Annotated in this window: 10 protein-coding genes; 7 read left to right on the top strand and 3 right to left on the bottom strand. The window is 70.0% G+C overall.

Annotated elements, in window-relative coordinates; translation table 11 throughout:
* Positions 1-3 precede the first annotated feature (3 nt).
* The 3 genes from glgX to J5T34_RS23165 all read left to right on the top strand — a co-directional run bounded on the left by glgX (position 4) and on the right by J5T34_RS23165 (position 5125).
* The gene (gene glgX, locus J5T34_RS23175) at positions 4-2133 is read left to right on the top strand and encodes a glycogen debranching protein GlgX (protein WP_208583250.1); all 2130 of its coding nucleotides are present in this window, start codon (positions 4-6) and stop codon (positions 2131-2133) included.
* An 84-nt stretch (positions 2134-2217) separates the two neighbouring features.
* Positions 2218-4605 carry a 4-alpha-glucanotransferase gene (gene malQ, locus J5T34_RS23170; RefSeq protein WP_244259200.1) on the top strand — a complete coding sequence of 796 codons (2388 nt, stop codon included), beginning with the start codon at positions 2218-2220 and terminating at the stop codon, positions 4603-4605.
* 154 nt (positions 4606-4759) lie between these two features.
* Positions 4760-5125 carry a response regulator transcription factor gene (locus tag J5T34_RS23165; RefSeq protein ID WP_174105179.1) on the top strand — a complete coding sequence of 122 codons (366 nt, stop codon included), beginning with the start codon at positions 4760-4762 and terminating at the stop codon, positions 5123-5125.
* A gap of 20 nt (positions 5126-5145) precedes the next feature.
* On the opposite strand, the gene J5T34_RS23160 is transcribed toward J5T34_RS23165, so the two are convergent.
* Positions 5146-6165, bottom strand: a complete 1020-nt coding sequence (locus J5T34_RS23160; protein WP_208583249.1) for a DNA topoisomerase IB — start codon at positions 6163-6165, stop codon at positions 5146-5148.
* 568 nt (positions 6166-6733) lie between these two features.
* On the opposite strand from J5T34_RS23160, the gene J5T34_RS23155 reads away from it, so the two are divergent.
* From J5T34_RS23155 to treY, 4 genes are all read left to right on the top strand, one after another.
* A complete protein-coding gene (locus tag J5T34_RS23155) occupies positions 6734-9295 on the top strand; it encodes a glycogen/starch/alpha-glucan phosphorylase (RefSeq protein WP_244259199.1) in 2562 nt (853 codons plus the stop codon).
* 239 nt (positions 9296-9534) lie between these two features.
* Positions 9535-11316, top strand: coding sequence for a glycogen synthase GlgA (gene glgA / locus J5T34_RS23150; RefSeq protein WP_244259198.1), 1782 nt, complete (start codon positions 9535-9537; stop codon positions 11314-11316).
* Between the two features lie 99 nt (positions 11317-11415).
* A complete protein-coding gene (locus tag J5T34_RS23145) occupies positions 11416-13476 on the top strand; it encodes an alpha-amylase family glycosyl hydrolase (protein ID WP_208583247.1) in 2061 nt (686 codons plus the stop codon).
* Between the two features lie 97 nt (positions 13477-13573).
* Positions 13574-16198 (top strand): malto-oligosyltrehalose synthase, encoded by a 2625-nt coding sequence (treY, locus tag J5T34_RS23140; RefSeq protein WP_208583253.1) that lies wholly within the window; start codon positions 13574-13576, stop codon positions 16196-16198.
* A gap of 33 nt (positions 16199-16231) precedes the next feature.
* Here the strand turns inward: treY and J5T34_RS23135 are convergent, their stop codons facing one another.
* Together J5T34_RS23135 and J5T34_RS23130 are read right to left on the bottom strand one after the other, a co-directional pair.
* Positions 16232-18379 carry an ATP-binding protein gene (locus J5T34_RS23135; RefSeq protein ID WP_208583246.1) on the bottom strand — a complete coding sequence of 716 codons (2148 nt, stop codon included), beginning with the start codon at positions 18377-18379 and terminating at the stop codon, positions 16232-16234.
* Between the two features lie 178 nt (positions 18380-18557).
* On the bottom strand, positions 18558-19415 hold the full coding sequence (locus J5T34_RS23130; protein ID WP_208583245.1) for an SDR family oxidoreductase: 858 nt from the start codon (positions 19413-19415) through the stop codon (positions 18558-18560).
* Between the last annotated feature and the right edge of the window lie 149 nt (positions 19416-19564).

Here is a 19564-nt window from a genome sequence, read left to right as displayed (position 1 = left end):
TGCTTGTCGCGTTCCCCGATCGCCAGCACGCTCCTTCCCGGCAAACCCTACCCGCTCGGCGCGCATTGGGACGGCCTCGGGATCAACTTCGCGGTGTTTTCGGCCAATGCCACCCGGGTCGAGCTGTGCCTGTTCTCGCGCAACGGGCGCAAGGAGCTGGCGCGGCTGACCATGCCCGAATGCACCGACGAGGTCTGGCACGGCTATCTGCCGCACGCCGCGCTGGGCACGGTCTACGGCTATCGCGTGCACGGTCCGTACGAACCGCATCACGGCCATCGCTTCAATCCCGCCAAGCTGCTGCTGGACCCCTATGCGCGCAAGCTGACCGGCCCGCTGCGCTGGGCCGATGCGCTGTTCGGCTACCGGCTGCAGAGCCCGCGCGCCGACCTGACGCCCGACCGGCGCGACAGCGCGCCGATGATGCCGAAGGCGATCGTGGTCGACGAGAGCTTCCATTGGGGCGACGACCGCCCGCCGGCGGTACCGTGGGAGCGCACGGTCATCTACGAGGCGCATCTGCGCGGGCTGTCGATGCGGCGCGACGATCTGCTGCCGCACCAGCGCGGCACCTTCGCCGCGCTGTGCGATCCGCGCTTTGTCGACCATCTGCATCACCTCGGCGTGACCACCATCGAGCTGCTGCCGATCCACGCCTTCCTGCAGGACCGCTTTCTGGTCCAGCGCGGGCTGCGCAACTACTGGGGCTACAGCACGCTGAGCTACTACGCGCCCGAGCCGGCCTATCTGAGCGGCGGCGAGCTCAACGAGGTCAAGGTCGCGATCCGCCGGCTGCACGCGGCCGGCATCGAGGTGATTCTCGATGTGGTCTACAACCACACCTGCGAAGGCAACGAGCTGGGCCCGACGCTGTCGTGGCGCGGGCTGGACAACGCCAGCTACTACCGGCTGGTGCCGGGCGACGAGCGCCATTACATCAACGACACGGGCTGCGGCAACACGCTGAACCTGTCGCATCCGCGCGTGCTGCAGATGGTGCTCGATTCGCTGCGCTACTGGGTCCAGTGCTATCACGTCGACGGCTTCCGCTTCGACCTGGGCAGCACGCTCGGCCGCGAAGGCAACGGCTTCGATCCGGGCGCCGGCTTCTTCGACGCGGTGCTGCAGGACCCGGTGCTGTCGCGCGTCAAGCTGATTTCGGAGCCGTGGGACCTGGGTCCCGGCGGCTATCAGGTCGGCAACCATCCGCCCGGCTTTGCCGAATGGAACGACAAGTTCCGCGACACCGTGCGGCGCTACTGGCGCGGCGACCCCGGCCAACGCGGCGATCTGGCCGCGCGCCTGACCGGTTCGGCCGATCTGTTCGACCGGCGCCATCGCAAGCCCTGGGCCTCGATCAACTTCGTCACCGCGCACGACGGCTTCACGCTGGCCGACCTGGTCAGCTATGCCGCCAAGCACAACGAGGCCAACGGCGAGGACAACCGCGACGGCACCGACGACAACGCCAGCGCGAACTGGAGCCCCGACGGCACGGTGGAAGGTCCGACCGAGGACCCCGAGATCCTCGCCACCCGCAACCGGGTCGCGCGCGCGATGATGGCCACGCTGCTGCTGTCGCAGGGCACGCCGATGCTGACCGCCGGCGACGAATGGCTCCGTTCGCAGCAGGGCAACAACAACGCCTACTGCCAGGACAACGAGTTGTCCTGGCTGAACTGGGACGACGCGCAGACGCCGACAGGGCGCGGGATGGTCGAATGCGTGCGCCGGCTGCTGGGCCTGCGCTCGCGCCTGCCGGCCTATGCGGAGCGCCAGTTCCTCCACGGTCGTCACGAATTCGCCCCCGGCCTTCACGATATCGGCTGGTTCGGCGTCGACGGCCAACCGCTGACGCCCGAACAGTGGTCCAATCCGGAAGAGCGGACGCTGGCCCTCCGGCGCGCCACGCGCGACGCCGACGGGCAGGTCCACGTGACGGTGCTGCTGCTGAACGCCGGCACCGAGCCGGTCGAATATCGGCTGCCGCCGCCGGCGCTGATCTGGTCGCGGCTGTTCGACAGCGCCCGGCCGGAATTGCCCGAGGCGCCGCTCGATCATCCGACCCAGCCGGTGGCGCCCCACTCCGCGGTACTGCTGGCCGCCACGCTGGCGCCGTCGGGGTCATCGTAGCGGGCAGCCCCGTTCGTCGGCCATCGCCAGGCACCGTCCGCCATCGTCTTCATCCCGACCAGCCAGCCACAAAGGAGTCTCATCATGCCGCGCCAAGCCAACCCCGATGCCGCGCTGGCCTCGCTGCACCTGCTCGCCGAGCGCGCCGGCCTGCTGGTGCATTGGCAGGATGCCCAGGGACGGAACCGCGTGGTCCCCGAAGAATCGCTGCGCGCCGTGCTCGAGCGGCTCGACCTGCCCTGCAAGACCATCGGCCAGTGCGAAGCCTCGCGGGCGCGGATGCTCGGCGACGACGCCGCCACCGCGCTGGCGCCGGTGCTGACCGCGGACCAGGGCAAGCCGATCCGCGTGCCGCTCGCGCATACCCGGCAGGAGCAGCCGTTCCGCCTCGAACTGGAAGACGGCAGCGTGCAGACCGGCGTGGCGCGGCGCGATGCGCACGGCGCGCTGGTCGTGCCGGCGGTACAGAGCTATGGCTACCACCGGCTGCTGCTCGGCGATGTCGAGGTGACGGTGGCGGTCGCGCCGCCGCGCTGCTTCGGCGTGCAGGACGCGCTGCGCGCGATCGGGCTGTCCGAACAGGAGCGCGCCAGGCGCAAGCCGTGGGGCGCGTCGGTGCAGGTCTATGGCCTGCGCCGCGGCGCGCCGGCCGGCATGGGCGATCTGAGCGCGCTGGCGATGTTCGCCGAGGCGGCCGCGCGCGAAGGTGCCGACGCGTTGGCGATCAGCCCGCTGCACGCCGGCTTCGCCGCCTTTCCGGAGCGCTACAGCCCGTATTCGCCATCGAGCCGGCTGTTCCTGAACGTGCTCTATGCCGACCCCGCCCCGGTGTTCGGCCACGCCGCGGTGGCACGCGCCATCTCGGCGCTGCAGCTGGGCGGCGTCCTGCAGACGCTCGAGTCCAGGGCCGAAATCGACTGGCCCGCGGTCGCGCAGGCACGGCTGAAGCTGACGCGCTGGCTGTGGGACCACCGGGACCAGCTGCTGCCGGCGGACGCCGCCGACGATCTGGCCACCTTCCGCACCGAGGGCGGCACGCCGCTGCTGGCGCACGCCGCCTTCGAGGCTCTGCAGGCACAGCACCTGGCTCAGGCCGGCACCCGCGCCGAGATCCAGGTGGCCGCGGACTGGCGGCGCTGGCCGGTCACGCATCGCTCGCCGCAGGACGCGGCGCTGTCCGCCTTCGCCAGCGCCTTTCCCGACGAGATCGGCTACCACGTGTTCCTGCAATGGCTGGCCGAGGACGGCCTGCGCGCCGCGCAGCGCAGCGCCCGCGATGCCGGCATGGCGATCGGGCTGATCGGCGACCTCGCGGTCGGCACCGATCCGACCGGCAGCCATGCCTGGACTCGGCAGAACGAGATGCTGCACGGATTTTCCGCCGGCGCCCCGCCCGACGTGTACAACGCGCAGGGGCAGAGCTGGGGCATCACGGTGTTTTCGCCGCGCGGCCTGCGCCGGCATGGCTACTCGGCCTTTATCGAGATGCTGCGCGCGAACCTCGCCCATGTCGGCGGGCTGCGCATCGACCATGCGCTCGGTCTGGCGCGGGTCTGGCTGGTGCCCGAAGGCGCGCCGCCGGAAGCGGGTGCCTATCTGCGCTACCCGATGGACGACCTGCTGCGGTTGATCGCACTCGAATCGTGGCGCCATCGCGCGATCATCATCGGCGAGAACCTCGGCACGGTGCCGGACACCTTCAACGCCACGCTGGCCGAGCGCGGCATGCTCGGCATCGATGTGCTGTGGTTCGAGCGGACGCGGCCCGAGGGCGAAGGCAACGGCGAGACCGCGGGAGCAATGAGCGGCAATTCCGGCGGCAATTCCAGCGGCAATTCCGGCGGCAAATCCGGAGGGAAATCCGGCGGACGCTCGGCCAACGAAGAAACCGGGGCCATGAGCGGCAACGCGGGCAGCGATGCGGCAGGCCATGCGGCCAGCAAACCGGCACCCGAGCCGGCACAGGACACCGCTGCGGCGGAGCCGGACGCCGCCGCTGCGTTCGTGCCGCCCGAGCAATGGCCGGCCAATGCGGTCGCGACCTCGACCACGCACGACCTGCCGACCATCGCCGGCTGGTGGGCCGGGCAGGACATCACCTGGCGCGCACGTCTGGGCCAGCTCGGCCCGGACGTGACCGAGGCCGCCGCCCGCGCCGAGCGCGCCCGCGACCGGCAGGCGCTGTGGCAGGCTCTGTGCGAGGCGGGGGTGGCCAGGGGCGAGGCGCCCGATCCCGATCGCGCCCCGGTCGCGACGATCCTGGCGTGGCTGTCGCGCGCGCGCACGCCGCTGCGGCTGGTGCCGGTCGAAGATCTGCTGGCCGATGTCGAACAGCCCAATCTGCCCGGCACCACCAGCGGTCATCCGAACTGGCAACGCCGGCTGCGCTTCGACGTGCAGGCGTTGTTCGGCCAGCCGGGGGTCCAGCGCCGCATCGACGCGCTGCGGACGGGGCGGGCGCCCAGGGGCTGAGGCGCGGAACGGCGTCGCCGCGCGATGCCGTCCTGCCATGCGCATCGCGCGGGCATACCGCGCGCGGAGGGCCACGGCGGCCAACGTGCCCCCTGGCGCGCCGCTTGCATGGCAAGGTCGAAACGATTGCGATCTGCCAATACAAGGTCCTACCGTGCGAACCGTACTCGTCGTCGACGACGATCCCGCCATGGCCCACGCGATGGCCAGTGCCCTGAGCCGCGCCGGTTTTACCGTCGAGTTGGCCGAGGATGGGCTGGCCGGCTTCGATGCGGCACAGCGGCTGCACCCCTCGGTGGTGGTCACCGACTGGGTGATGCCGCGCGGCGACGGCGCCTTGCTGTGCCATCTGCTGCTCGGCGATGCGTCGCTAAGTCGTACACCGATTGTCGTTTTCACCAGCATCCAGACCCTGCCCGAGGTGCCGAATCCGAACGTGCGCTACTGCCGCAAGCCGTGCGCCCCGGATGCGCTGATCCGCACCATCGACGAACTGCTCGAGCACAGCGAGCCTTCCTGAGCCCGCTTTGGGCCGCCGCCCTAGCCGCGGCCGGCGGACGTCGCGCTCTGCGCCTCGAGCAGCGCCAGCAGCCGGGTCTCGTCCATGCTCAGCGCCGCGACCGCGCGGCGGCACTGCGCGCAGGCCGCCATCTGCTCGTTCATATAGGCGTCGACCACCGTCGGGTGGACATAGCACTGCCGGCATACCGCCACCGTATTGCGCAGACGCCGGGCCACGATCTTGATGGTGGCCGCCACCGCGCGCTTGCGGGCGGCCTCGGTCTCCGCCGCCGGCGCCTTGCGCAGTTCGGCCAGCGCATGCACGCTGCCGGCCCAGGTGCGGAAGTCCTTGGCGGTGAAATCCTCGCCGGCCAGTTCGCGCAGATACGCGTTGACGTCGTCCGAGCCGACCTCGCGGATCTGGCCGTCCTCGTCGCGGTACTTGAACAGATGCTGGCCCGGCAGATCGGCGCAGCTGCGCACCAGCCGCGCCAGCTGGCGGTCCTGCAGCGTTACGTCGTGCTCGACGCCGCTCTTGCCGGTAAACAGGAAGCGCAGCCGGCTGCCGCGCACCTGCACGTGGCGGCGCCGCAGCGTGGTCAGGCCATAGGTGCGGTTCTGGCGCGCGTAGCGCCGGCTGCCGACCCGCACCAGCGTGGCGTCGAGCAGCAGCAGCACGGCGGCCAGCACCTTCTCGCGCGGCATGCCGTTGCGCTGCAGGTCGCGCCGGGCACGCCGCCGCAGGCGCGGCAGCGCGCGGCCGAACGCCAGCAGGCGGTCGTACTTGTTCTCGTCGCGCAGCGCGATCCAGGCGGGGTGATAGCGGTACTGCTTGCGGCCGCGTGCATCGCGGCCGGTCGCCTGGATATGGCCGCGCGGGTCCGGGCAGATCCAGACGTCCTGGTAGGCCGGCGGAATCGCCAGCGCGTCGATGCGGGCGATGGTGTCGCGATCGCGGATGCGTGTGCCGTCCGGCGCAAAGTAGGCGAAGCGGCCGCGCACCAGGCGCCGGGTGATGCCCGGTCCGGTGTCGTTGACATAGCGGACCCCGGGCGGCAATTCCTCCTTTGCCGCCGCTGCCGCGGCCGCTCCCGTGGTTCCTGCTGTCGTCCCTGCTGTCACGCTCTCAGCGGCTGGCGTCGAAGCGCGCATCGTGGCTCCCGTCTCCGCCCTTCCCGTTCGGCGCCGTGCCGCGTCGTTAGTCCGGGATGGCACTCCGACATTAGGCCGAGGCGACGCCCGATGCATCCCGGCGCGCGCGCAATCGTTTGTAGGAAAGGGACGACATGGGGAACAAACGCCGGGTGCCAGCCAAGGCTCGAAACACCCGCCGGTGTTCTCCCTCTCCCGCTTGCGGGAGAGGGCCGGGGAGAGGGAATCGGGCGGTGGAGTGGCTGGCGGCGGTGGCTATTGGGCCGCGCTTCCCTCTCCCCCGGCCCCTCTCCCGCAAGCGGGAGAGGGGAGCAAAACCCACGCGGGTGGATGCTCCTAACCGTTTTCTACAAACTCACCAATAATTGGCAAGAACTGCCCGGCACCCCTGCCCGTCCGCCCAGGCGAAACGGGCTTATCTTGGGCAAGGTACGTCTCTTGCAACTGCATTCGGTTTTCCAACCGGAGGACCGCCATGTCGCAAGCCGCCCGGGCCCAGCTCGCCGAAACCATGCCCGCCGACAGCCACGAGGACACCCGCACCGCGATGTCGGGCGCGACCATCCGCCGCGCCTTCCTCGACCATGTCTTCTACACGCAGGGCAAGCTGCCGGGTCTTGCCAGTCCCAACGACCTGTATCAGGCGCTTGCCCATACGGTGCGCGACCGGCTGGTGCAGCGCTGGATCAGCACGGCGGAGACCTATCTGGGCCAGCCTTCGCGCACGGTCGCCTATCTGTCCGCCGAATTCCTGCTCGGCCCCCACCTGGGCAACAACCTGGTCAATCTGGGCATCTTCGACGAGGTCAAGGAAACCATGGCGGAGTTGGGCCTGGACCTCGACACGCTGCTCGCGCAGGAACTGGAGCCTGGCCTCGGCAATGGCGGTCTGGGGCGGCTCGCGGCGTGCTTCCTCGATTCGCTGGCGACGATGCAGATCCCGGCGCTCGGCTATGGCATCCGCTACGAGTACGGCATCTTCCACCAGTCGATCATCGACGGCATGCAGGTCGAAAGCACCGATACCTGGCTGCGTCACGGCAATCCGTGGGAGATCCAGCGCTCCGAATGGGCCGTGCAGGTCAAGCTCGGCGGCAAGACCGAGCACTACACCGACGACCGCGGCCACCACCGGGTGCGTTGGGTGCCGGCCAAGACGGTGGTCGGCGTGCCGTTCGACTCGCCTATCCTTGGCTATCGAGTCAACACGGTCAACACATTGCGGCTATGGCGGGCGGAGGCCACGGAGGCCTTCGACTTCGGCGTGTTCAACCGGGGCGATTATCTCGGCGCGGTCAGCAAGAAGGTCACCTCCGAGAACCTGACCAAGGTGCTCTACCCGAACGACGAGACGGAGCAAGGCAAGGAGCTGCGGCTCGAGCAGCAGTATTTCTTTGTCTCTTGTTCGTTGCAGGACATGCTGCGGCTGCTCGACGCGCACGGTATCCCGGTCACGCGCTTTCACGAGAAGTTCGCCGTCCAGCTGAACGACACGCACCCGGCCATCGGCATCGCCGAGTTGATGCGGCTGCTGGTCGACGAACACAACGTCGCTTGGGAAGAAGCCTGGGAAATCACCCGGCAGGCCTTCGCCTATACCAACCACACGCTGCTGCCCGAGGCGCTCGAGATGTGGCCGCTGCCGCTCTTTCAGCGCACGCTGCCGCGCCATCTGGAAATCATCTACGAGATCAATGCGCGCTTTCTGCACGAGGTCCGCATCCGCTTCTTCGGCGACGAATCGCAGTTGTCGCGCCTGTCGCTGATCGACGAGCGCGGCGAGCGCCATGTGCGGATGGCCCATCTGGCCTGCGTCGGCAGCCATACCATCAACGGCGTGGCCGAGCTGCACTCGCGGCTGATGCGCGAGGACGTGCTGAAGGACTTCTACGCCATGTGGCCGGAGAAGTTCACCAGCATTACCAACGGCGTCACGCCGCGCCGCTGGCTGGCGCTGTCGAACCCGCGGCTGTCGCGGCTGGTCTGCGAATCGATCGGCGACGGCTGGATCGGCGATCTGGAGAAGCTGCGCGAGCTGGAGCCGTACGCCGACGATCCGGGCTTTCGCGAGCGATGGCAGGCGGCGCGCCGCGAAAACAAGGAAGACCTGGCGCGGCTGGTGCGCGAGACCACCGGCGTGGTGGTCGATCCGTCATCGATGTTCGACGTGATGGTCAAGCGCATCCATGAATACAAGCGCCAGCATCTGGCGGTGCTGCATATCGTCGCGCTGTATCACCGGATCAAGTCCGACCCGAACGCCGACATCGTGCCGCGCACCTTCCTGTTCGCCGGCAAGGCGGCGCCGGGCTACCACTACGCCAAGCTGATGATCCGGCTGATCACGTCGGTCGGCGACGTCATCAACCGCGATCCGCAGGTGCGCGACCGGCTCAAGGTGGTCTTCCTGCCGAACTTCAATGTGACCTATGGGCAGAAAATCTATCCGGCCGCCGACCTGTCCGAGCAGATCTCGCTGGCGGGCAAGGAGGCCTCGGGCACCGGCAACATGAAGTTCGCGATGAACGGCGCGATCACGATCGGCACCATGGACGGCGCCAATATCGAGTTGCGCGACGCGATCGGCCCCGACCACTTCTTCCCGTTCGGCCTGTCGGCCTCCGAGGTCTATGCGCTGAAGGCGGCTGGCTACCGGCCGGCCGCCTGCTACGAAAGCCATGCCGAACTGCGCGCGGTCATCGACCTGATCGGTCAGGGCTTTTTCTCGCGCGGCGATCCGTCGGTGTTCCAGCCGATCTTCGGCGGGCTGCTGGAGCACGATCCCTATATGTTGCTGGCCGACTTCGCCTCCTATCTGCATTGCCAGCAGGACGTGTCGACGGCATTCACCGACCAGCCGCGCTGGCAGCGGATGTCGGTGCTGTCGTGCGCGCGCTCGGGCCGTTTTTCGTCCGACCGTGCGATTCGCGAGTACTGCGAGCGGATCTGGCGCGTCAAGCCGGTGCCGGTGCCGCTGCTGCATCGCGCCGCGATGAGCACGGCGGGCACCCGTCACAAGGGCGGGCCGGGTATGTAGTTCTTACATCAACTGGCGGAGGCTTTACGCAGCGCTTGTTTCAACGGTTACGAACTGGTTACGTAAATCGTTGAACGCAAAGCCTTCGCGAAGCTCCCGTCACGCTGGCATGCCATTCGCATGGCTCCAACGCTTCACGCGCCGGCGCCATGCGACCACGCTCCGCGAGTGAAGCGCAGACGCGGCGATGCAGCCCGACCGCCGCCCACACCAGCGCATTCAGAATGGCGGAGATCAACTTGAACACGAACGTGCTATTCGTGGCGGCCGAGGCCATGCCCTTGGCCAAGACAGGCGGCTTGGGAGATGTCGTCAGCGGGCTGGCCCGCGCCCTGCAGCAGCGGGGCCTCGATGTCACGATCTTGATGCCGGGCTATCCGCAGGCCCTGGCCGGCGCCGTGGGGCTACGCAGCCTCGGCGCCCTGAAACTTGCCGAGAGCGCGCCCGGGCTGGCGCTGCCGCCCGGACACAGTCAGATGCGGCTGATGCACGGCCGCCTGCCGGGCAGCGACGTGCAGGTCGCGCTGCTCGATTGCCCCTCGTTCTACGACCGGGCCGGCACGCCGTACACCGATCCCACCGGGCGCGACTTTGCGGACAATCCGCAGCGTTTCGCCGCGCTGGCGCATGCCGCCACCGCAATCGCCGCGGGCCGCACGCCGCTGCCCGTGCCCGCCGCCGTGCACGCGCACGACTGGCATGCCGGGCTGACTCCGCTGCTGATGCGCGCCGCCGGACTCGATACGCCGAGCATCGTCACGATCCACAACCTCGCCTTCCAGGGCATCTTCCCGCTGGGCCTGGGGCGGCAGCTTGGCCTGCCGGAAGACTGCCTGACGGCGGACGGCGTCGAGTTCTGGGGCAAGCTCAATTTCCTCAAGGCCGGCATCCGCTATGCCGACCGCGTCACCACGGTGAGCCACAACTATGCGCAGGAGATGCTGACACCGCAGTTCGGCCACGGGCTGGAAGGGCTGCTGCAGGCGCGGCGCGATGTGCTGGGCGCGATCCCGAACGGCATCGACACCGACGACTGGGATCCCGCCAGCGACGATCTGCTGCCCCGCTGCTATACGCCGAACGCGATGGCCGGCAAGCGGGCCTGCAAGGCGGCGCTGCAGAGCCGCTTCGGACTCCCGGCCGATCCGGCCGCACCGCTGGTGGCGATGGGCAGCCGACTGACCCACCAGAAGATGGCCGATGTGGCGCTGGGCGCCATCGAGCGCGCGCTCCAGGCCGACGACAGCGTGCAGTTCGCCGTGCTCGGCTGCGGCGAGGCCGCGATCGAACGGGGCTTCGAGGCCCTGGCCGCGCGCTATCCCGAGCGCGTGGGCGTGTCGATCGGCTATCGCGAGGAAACCGCCCACCTGCTGCACGCGGGCGCCGACGTGCTGCTGCACGGCAGCCGCTTCGAGCCCTTCGGCCTGACGCCGGTCTATGCGATGCGCTACGGCACGGTGCCGGTCGCCTCGTGCGTCGGCGGCCTGGTCGATACGGTGCGCGACGCCGGCCATGGCCCGACCCCACAGCCTGGCGCCACCGGCTTCCTGTTCGACGGCGAAACCGCCGAGGCCATGAGCGCAGCGATCGAACGCGCGCTGCAATGGCTGCGGCGGCCGCGTGCGTGGAAGGTCCTGCAGCGCGCCGGCATGCAGGCGCTGTTCTGCTGGACCAAACCGGCCGAGCAATACCTGTCGCTGTACAGCGCGCTGTCGCCCGCGCTGGCGTCGGCGCTGGCGATGCAGCGGGCTGCGGAGCGTGCCGCCGAACTGGTGCAGGCCGACGCCGCGCCCCAGCCGCAACGACAGCCGCAGCGCGCGCCGCGCTCCACGCCGGCCATCGCCCCGGTCATCGCTCCGGTCATGGCGCCGGAGCCCGTGCCGGAACTGGCGATCCAGGCGGCCTCATCGCGGCGGCGCAGCCGCGGCGCACGCGTCGACCGCCGCGCGGTGAGCGCGGAGGCGAGCCCGGCCGCCAACAGCGGCGGATTCGGCGATGCGCTGCCGACCGCGGCCGCCTGATGCGCTGGCCGATACCGCAATCCGGCGGGACGGCAAGGTGCGCGGGCCTCGCCCCGTGGCCGGTCCCGCCGCCCGCTTTCCATCGATACGGAATTCATCATGAGCGTTGAGCCGAACCCCGCTGCCGCGGCAGCCGCGGCCCAGCCGCGCCGCGGCTGGGAAACGTTGGGCACCGCGCCGGCGCCCGCGCCCCTTGGCAGCCAGTCCAAGGCCGCACCGGCGCGCCACCCGCGCTTCGGACCCTTGCGACTGGCCGATGGCCGCACCTGCTTCCGGCTGTGGGCGCCGGATCTGGAGGCGCAGGGAGAGATTCCCCGGCTCGAGATTCACGACGCCGGCCCGGTGCTGATGTCGCCGGCCGGCGACGGTTGGTTCGAGGCGACGGCGGCGTGTTGCGAGGGGGCGCGCTACTGGTTCCGCCTCGGCGACGGCACCATCGTGCCGGACCCCGCCTCGCGGGCACAGGCCGGCGACGTGCACGGCGCCAGCGTGGTGGTCAACCCGGCCACCTACCAGTGGTGCCACCCCTTCTGGCAGGGCCGGCCCTGGCACGAAGCGATCCTCTACGAAATGCATGTCGGCCTGTGCGGCGGCTACGCCGGCGCCGCGCGCGAACTGCCGCGGCTGGCCGCGCTCGGCTTTACCGCGGTCGAGCTGATGCCGCTGGCCGAGTTTCCCGGCAGCCGCAACTGGGGCTACGACGGCGTGCTGCCGTTTGCGCCCGAGTCCAGCTACGGCACGCCCGACCAGCTGCGCGCCCTGATCGACGCGGCGCACGGCCTGGGCATGATGGTGCTGCTCGACGTGGTCTACAACCACTTCGGCCCCGAGGGCAACTATCTGCCGCGCTACGCCAGCGCCTTCTTCCGCGAGGATGTGCGCACGCCATGGGGACCGGCGATCGACTTCCGCCGCCAGGAGGTGCGCGACTTCTTCACCGAGAACGCGAGCTACTGGCTGGAGGACTTCCGCTTCGACGGGCTGCGGCTCGACGCCGTGCACGCCATCGCCGACGAGGGTTGGCTGGCCGAGCTGGCACCGGCGCTGCGGCAGCGTTGCGCCGGCCGCCAGATCCATCTGGTGCTGGAGAACGACCACAACGACGCCGCGCTGCTTGCCGGCGGCTACGACGCGCAGTGGAACGACGACGCCCACCACGTGCTGCATGTGCTGCTGACCGGCGAATACGACGGCTATTACGCGGACTATGGCGCGGTGGTCGCACCGGAATTCGGCGCGGGCGCCGACGCCGCGCATCGGGCGGACTCCGGCAATCATCCCGGCCCCGACTACGGCCGCGCCTACGATCAGGATGCGGCGCCGCGCGGCGACCACCAGCCGCTCGGCCCCACCACCCATCATCTGGCACGCGTGCTGGCCGAGGGCTTCGCCTATCAGGGCGAGGCATCGCCGCACCGCACGCGGGAATCGGGCGGCGACAAGCCGGTCCATCGCGGACAGCGCAGCGCACATCTGCCGCCGACCGCCTTCATCAGCTTCCTGCAGAACCACGACCAGATCGGCAACCGCGCCTTCGGCGAGCGCATCACGGCGCTGGCGCAGCCGCGCCCGCTGCGCGCCGCGATCGCGCTGCAGATGCTGTGTCCGCAGATCCCGATGGTGTTCATGGGCGAGGAAGGCGGCACGCAGACGCCCTTCCTCTATTTCACCAGCCATCCGCCCGAGCTGGCCGAGGCCGTGCGCGAAGGTCGCCGGCGCGAGTTCGGCTCGATGGCCGGCTTTGCCGATGGCGCCCGCGCGGACAGCATTCCGGACCCGAACGCGCCGACCACCTTCGAGGCATCGCGTCCGCAGTTCGAAGCGGATGGGGACTACGTGCAGTACTACAAGACGCTGATCACGCTGCGCCGGCGCGAATTGCTGCCCCGGCTGCCCGGTACGCGCTGCGAAGGCGTGGCCGTGCTCGGCGACGCAGCGGTGCGCGCGAGCTGGCGCATGGGCGACGGCGCGCTGCTGACGCTGTGGGCCAATCTCGGCGACGCCGTCGTTTCCTGCGGCGATGCGCCGCAAGGCGAGCTGCTGGCCGAGAGCGAGGCCGGCGCGGCCCGCCAGCTGGAAGCGGGCACGCTGTCTGCCGGCGTCACGATCGCCTACCTCCAACCTGGACGACAGACGCCGTCCGCAGACACCGCCGGCTGAACGCCGGGCGCTTGCCACCATGTCGTCAGCCGCAACCAACGAGTCTCACCCCGGCGCCGCGCCGGCTGCCGATCACGTAGCCGACCGCGGCAACACCATCGTGCCGCGCGCCACCGCACGCTTGCAGCTGCATGCCGGCTTCACCTTCGCCGACGCCGAGCGTCAGGTCGACTATCTGGCCTCGCTCGGCGTCAGCCATCTGTACCTGTCGCCGATCTTCACCGCCAAGCCCGGCTCGACGCACGGCTACGACGTCACCGACTTCCAGCGCATCAACCCCGAGCTGGGCGGCGAGGCTGGCTTCGTGGCGCTGGCCGGCCGCGCCCGGGCGGCAGGGCTCGGCGTGATCATCGACATCGTGCCGAACCATATGGCGGCCAGCTCGACTCACAACCGCTGGTGGGCCGACGTGCTGGCGCGCGGCGCGGAGAGCCCGTATGCCGGGCACTTCGATATCGACTGGCATTCGCCCGACCCCGAACTGCATGGCAAGGTGCTGCTGCCGATCCTGGGACGCCCGTATTGGGAAACGCTGCAGGCGGGCGAGATCGCGATCCGCAGCGACGGCCAGCGGCATTGGCTGCAGTACGGCGAACACGAGGTGCCGTTGTCCGAGGAGTCGATGGCCTCGTTCGATGCCGGCCGCGACGGCACCAGCTTCGATACCGCGACGCCCGGCGGCCTCGAACGGCTGCATGCGCTGCTCGAGCAGCAGAACTACCGCCTCGCCTGGTGGCGCACGGCCGCCGACGAGCTGAACTGGCGGCGTTTCTTCGAGGTCAGCGAACTGGTCGCCGTGCGGGTCGAGCAGCCGCCGGTGTTCGACGACGTCCATGCGCTGGTGCTGCGGCTGGCCCGCGAGGGCCTGATCGACGGCGTGCGGGTCGATCATGTCGATGGTCTGGCGGACCCCGGCGGCTATTGCCAGCAACTGCGCGGGCAACTGAATGCCGCGATGGCGGCGCGCGGCGCGCGGCCGTGGATCGTGATCGAGAAGATCCTGGCCGAACACGAAACGCTGCGCACCGAATGGCAGATCGACGGCACCACGGGCTACGACTTCATGGACGAGGTCGGCGCGGTGCTGCACGACGGCGCCGGCGAGGCAACGCTGACGACGCTGTGGCAGCGGGTCAGCGGCGACAGCCAGGAATATGGCGAACAGGTGCGCCAGGCACGCCGCCATCTGCTGTCGCGCTTCCTCGTCACCGAGTTCGAAGGCGCCTGCCGCCGCCTGCATGCGTGCGCCCGCGCCGAGCCGGCCACGCGCGATCTGACGCTCGCAAGCTGGCGCCGCGCGCTGGCCGCGCTGCTCGAACCGCTGGAGGTCTATCGCACCTATCTGGGCGAACATGCGTGGTCGCGCGAGGACCGCCTGCGGCTGGAGACCGCCGCCGAGTTCGCCCGCCGCGCGGTACGGCCCGACGACACCGCCACCGTCGATCGGCTGCTGGCCTGGCTGTGCGCAGGTCCGCATGCCAGCCGCGGCCTGCGCGAGGCGCGCGCCCGGGTGCAGCAGCTGATGCCGCCGCTGGCCGCCAAGGCCGCGGAGGACACGATGTTCTACCGCTACGGAAGGCTGCTGTCGCGCAACGAGGTCGGCAGCCACCCGGCCACGCTGGCGATGCCGCCGGATCGCTTCCACGCGCGCATGGCGGTGCGCGCGCAGGTCTGGCCGCATGCGATGCTCGCCACCGCCACGCACGATCACAAGCGCGGCGAGGACATGCGGATGCGGCTGGCGGTGCTGAGCGAACTGGCGCCGGAATGGCAGGCGGCCGTCGGCGAGTGGGAAGCGCGCGCATTACGGCTTGCAGGCGGGCTTGCAAGCGGGCCGACAAGCGGGCTGGCGGGCTCGGGCGAGCGCGCCAGCCCCGATGGCGCCGACCGGCTCATGCTGTATCAAACGCTGGTGGGCGCCTGGCCGCCCGAGCTGCCGGCCGAGCGCGATGTCGGCGACGACGCGGTACAGGCGCTGCTCGAGCGCGTGGGCGCCTGGCAGACCAAGGCGGTGCGCGAGGCGAAGCGGCACGGGCACTGGACCCGGCCGGACGAAGCCTACGAACAGGCCTATGCGGGCCTGCTGCAGGCGATCGCGCAGAGCGATCTGCTCGGCAGCGTGGCACGCTTCGCGCAGCGCATCGCGCCAGCCGGCGCGCTGAACAGCCTGGCGCAGACGCTGCTGCAACTGACCGCGCCTGGCGTGCCGGACCGCTATCAGGGCACCGAGGGCTGGGACTTCAGCCTGGTCGATCCCGACAACCGCCGCCCGGTCGATTACGAGGCGTTGCGCGCGGCGCTGGCCTGCACTGCGGGCTGGCAGACCTGGCTGGAGCAATGGCGCGACGGCCGCATCAAGGTGCAGCTGGTGCGCGCGCTGCTGGCGGCGCGGCAGCAGCAGCCGGCGCTGTTCCGCGATGGCGCTTACCGACAGGTGCACGGCGAAGGCCCGGCGGCCTCGCATCTGCTGGCGTTCGAGCGGCGCCACGGCGACGAGCGCGCGATTGCCATCACCGCACGGCTGGCCGCGCGCCTGGTGCAGGACCGGCCGGCCATCGCGCAGGCTGCATGGGGCGACACGCTGCTGTGCGTCGGCGAACCCGGCGCCAGCCGCTGGACCGACGCGCTGACCGGCCGCACGCTGTCCGCGCCAAACGGCAGGCTGCGCGTTGCCGACGTGCTCGACCCGCTGCCGGTCGCGCTGCTGCGTCGTACCGGCTGAAGCGGAAGACCGAGGGCTCGGAGCGCAGGGGCGCTACAACCGCGACGGACTCGACTGTCCGTCCACGGCCCGCGTCGGCGCCAGGATGCCGGCCTTGACCAGCGTCTGCGCGTTCCACGGCTTGAGCAGGAACGGCAGCCCGGACACGGACGCCAGCGCGATCATGTCGGCGTCGTCGGTCATCAGGATCACCGGAAGAAACGGAAAGCTGCGGGTCAGCCGATCGCGCAGCGCGAGGCCGCCGAGCGCGGGGCCCAGCCGCGCGTCCGCGATCACCAGATCGAAGCCGTAGCGATCGGTCGCCGCCATCGCCTCGGCCTCGTCGCGCACCAGCGTCACGCGGTGGCCGGTGGACTGCAGCGACTCCACCGCGCTCTGCACGGTGCGCGGCTGATCGGCGACGATCAGCACCGCGCTGGCCCCGGCGCCCCAGCGCGCACGCGCATGGCTGTCGCCATGCTGCCAGGCCGGCAGATAGAGCCGCACCGTGGTGCCCTTGGCGACCTCGGATTCGATCACCGCGACGCCATCGACTTCGCGGCAGAAGTCATGCACCTGCGCCAGCCCGAGCCCGCTGCCCAGGCCGGCGGTCTTGGTGGTGAACAGCGGCTCGAAGACCCGCTCCACTACCTCGGGCGGCATGCCCTTGCCGTTGTCGCGCGCGGCCAGGCAGACATAGTTGCCGCGCATGCCGCCCGGGCGGCTGCCGTCGAGCGTCACGTTCGATGCCATCACCACGAACTGCCCGCCGCCGGGCATCGCATCGCGCGCGTTCGAGGCCAGGTTCATCATCGCCAGTTCGAGCTCGTTCCTGTCGGCGCAGACGGGCCAGCAGCCGGGATCGATGTCGTAGCGCAGCTGCACGCGCGGGCCGAGCGTCGAGCGGATCAGCGGCGTCCAGCCTTCGGCCTCCTGCGGCAGCAGCAATACCTCCTTGCGGTGCTGCCGCTTGCGGGCCATGCCGATCAGCTGATTGCTCAGCGCGACGCCGCTGGCCACGCTGCGCTTGATGCCGGCCAGCGCCTTCTCGCGGGCGACATCGGGACGCGTGATCATCAGATCGGTATTGAACGAGATCACCGACAGCACATTGCGGAAGTCGTGCGCCACCGACGTAATCAGATGGCCGACCGCCTCGAGCTTGCGCGACTGGCGATAGCGTTCCTCGACTTCCTGCCGGCGCGTGACCTCCTCCTGCCAGCGCAAATACGACTGCTCCTCCCGCTTGAGCCGACGCAGGCTCATCCAGGCCAGCGCCCACAGCGCGAAGGCGGGAATCGCGGCGACCGTCGCGCCGATATACAGACGGTGCCGCCACTGTGCGTGAATCACGCGCATCGGAATGCCGACCACCGCGTGCAGCAGTCCGCCGCCGATCGACCAATGCGCGACGATGCTGTCGTCGCCGCCCAGGCCCGTCATCCGGGCCACGCTGTCGCCGGACCCTTCGGATACCCGCTGCAGCCCTTCGCGAACGACCTCGGGCACCTGCTCGGGCACGCTGTCCGGAAACGCGGCCAGCACCACGCCGTCGCTGCGCACCAGTGCGGCCTCGGCGCCCGTCTCCTGGCTCAGCACGTCGCGGTAGAAGTCGGCGAAATACGAAGGGCGCAATGCCACCGACACCAGTCCGGCGACATTCGCGTCGGGGCCGAGCCGCGGCATGCTGACGTTGATCACCCGTTCGGGCACCACCTTGTCGCTGACCACGCCGGTCACATCGAACGGACGCAGCCCGCCGACGATCGCGCGGAAATCCTCGCGCTCGCTGATCGAGACACGCGGCACCGGATAGAAACGGCTGCTGGCCAGCAGCACGCCATGCTCGTCGTAGACCGCCAGCGATGACGCCTGCGGCAGGCCGCCGACGATATCGGCCAGGCGGGTATGGACGTCGTCCTCGTGCTGCCGCAGTTGCACATTGCTCCAGCCCGCGGTGGCATCGCGGATGCGGCTGTTGATCTGGTGATTGCCTTCGAAGACCTTGCTGGCGTGCTCCTGAATCACGCGCGCCAGCCGCGCAGAGCGCTGTTCGGCCTCGGCGACGTCGGCGCGCAGCGACAGCCACGCCCAGGTGGCCAGCACCGCTGCGGGAAACAGGATGGCGCCGAACAGCAGCGCGACAAGCGTGCGGCGCTGCGTGGCGAAGTAGTGGCGCGTGCCGAGGTAGCTCTGGGGCATGGTGGCAAGGGGCTGGACCGGGCAACCGCGATGGCGGCCACTGCACGAATGCGCAGCTTACCCCAGCAAGCATTCAGGTTAGACGCCGAGCCCCGAACGTCAAGCGCGAACGCCGCCCCGATGTGCCGGTGCGGGCCCGGTCCATCGAGCCCTTGCCACAACGAAACTTGCCTTTGCGCTAGCCGTTGATCACCTCGCCGCCGTTGATGTGCAGCACCTGCCCGGTGATATAGCTGGCGGCGCGCGAGGCGAGGAAGACGAAACCGGCTGCGACCTCGAACGGCTGGCCAGGGCGGCCCATCGGCGTCTCCTTGCCGAACTTCTCGACCTGCTCCGGCGGGAAGGTCGACGGAATCAGCGGCGTCCAGATCGGTCCCGGGGCCACGCCGTTGACGCGGATGCCGCGCTTGACCACCTGCAGCGCGAGCGAGCGCGTGAACGAGACGATCGCGCCCTTGGTCGACGAGTAGTCGAGCAGGTGCGCGCTGCCGCGATAGGCGGTGACCGAAGTGGTATTGACGATCGCCGAGCCTGGCTGCAGGTGCGGCAGCGCCGCGCGCGTCAGGTGGAACATCGCGAAGACGTTGGTGCGGAAGGTCGCCTCGACCTGCCCCTCCTCGATCTCCTCGGGCTCCTGCTTCGGGTGCTGCTCGGCCGCGTTGTTGACCAGGATGTCGAGCTTGCCCAGTTCCTTGACGGTCCGCTCGACCACCTGCGCGGCGTGGGCGCTGTCGCCGAGATCGCCGTCCATCAGCAGGCAGCGGCGGCCCGCTTCCTCGACCAGGCGCGCGGTCTCCTTGGCGTCCTCGTGCTCGTTCAGATAGGCCACCGCAACGTCGGCGCCCTCGCGCGCGAAGGCCACCGCAACGGCGCGGCCGATGCCGCTGTCGCCCCCGCTGATCAGCGCCACCTTGCCGGTCAGCTGGCCGCTGCCGACATAGTCGTCGGCGCCGCTGTCAGGCTTCGGATGCATGTCGGTTTCCAGGCCGGGCTGCCGGTCCTGATGCTGCGGCGGGAGGTGCTCGGGTGTGGGCATGGGCTTTCCTCTGTCTGGCAAAAAGGTGGCGAACGCCACGCCCCGGGCGGGGCACCTGGACCTGGGGCCGCAACTTTCATGCCGCCGCCGCCATAATGCGCCCCGGGCCGCCTGCGCGGGGCCTGGCCCGCCTGTCTCTTATACATATC

The organism is Cupriavidus gilardii (assembly GCF_017598945.1).
In the GTDB taxonomy this organism is placed as follows: domain Bacteria; phylum Pseudomonadota; class Gammaproteobacteria; order Burkholderiales; family Burkholderiaceae; genus Cupriavidus; species Cupriavidus gilardii_E.
Note: the sequence above shows the minus strand (reverse complement) of the source record. Positions and strands in the feature narration are given on the sequence as shown.

What these genes read in the sequence shown, in the direction of transcription:
- malQ (WP_244259200.1), top strand. Translation starts at nt 2,218, where the DNA reads ATGCCGCGCCAAGCCAACCCCGATGCCGCGCTGGCCTCGCTGCACCTG.
- J5T34_RS23155 (WP_244259199.1), top strand. Translation starts at nt 6,734, where the DNA reads ATGTCGCAAGCCGCCCGGGCCCAGCTCGCCGAAACCATGCCCGCCGAC.
- J5T34_RS23145 (WP_208583247.1), top strand. Translation starts at nt 11,416, where the DNA reads ATGAGCGTTGAGCCGAACCCCGCTGCCGCGGCAGCCGCGGCCCAGCCG.
- J5T34_RS23135 (WP_208583246.1), bottom strand. Translation starts at nt 18,379, where the DNA reads ATGCCCCAGAGCTACCTCGGCACGCGCCACTACTTCGCCACGCAGCGC.
- J5T34_RS23130 (WP_208583245.1), bottom strand. Translation starts at nt 19,415, where the DNA reads ATGCCCACACCCGAGCACCTCCCGCCGCAGCATCAGGACCGGCAGCCC.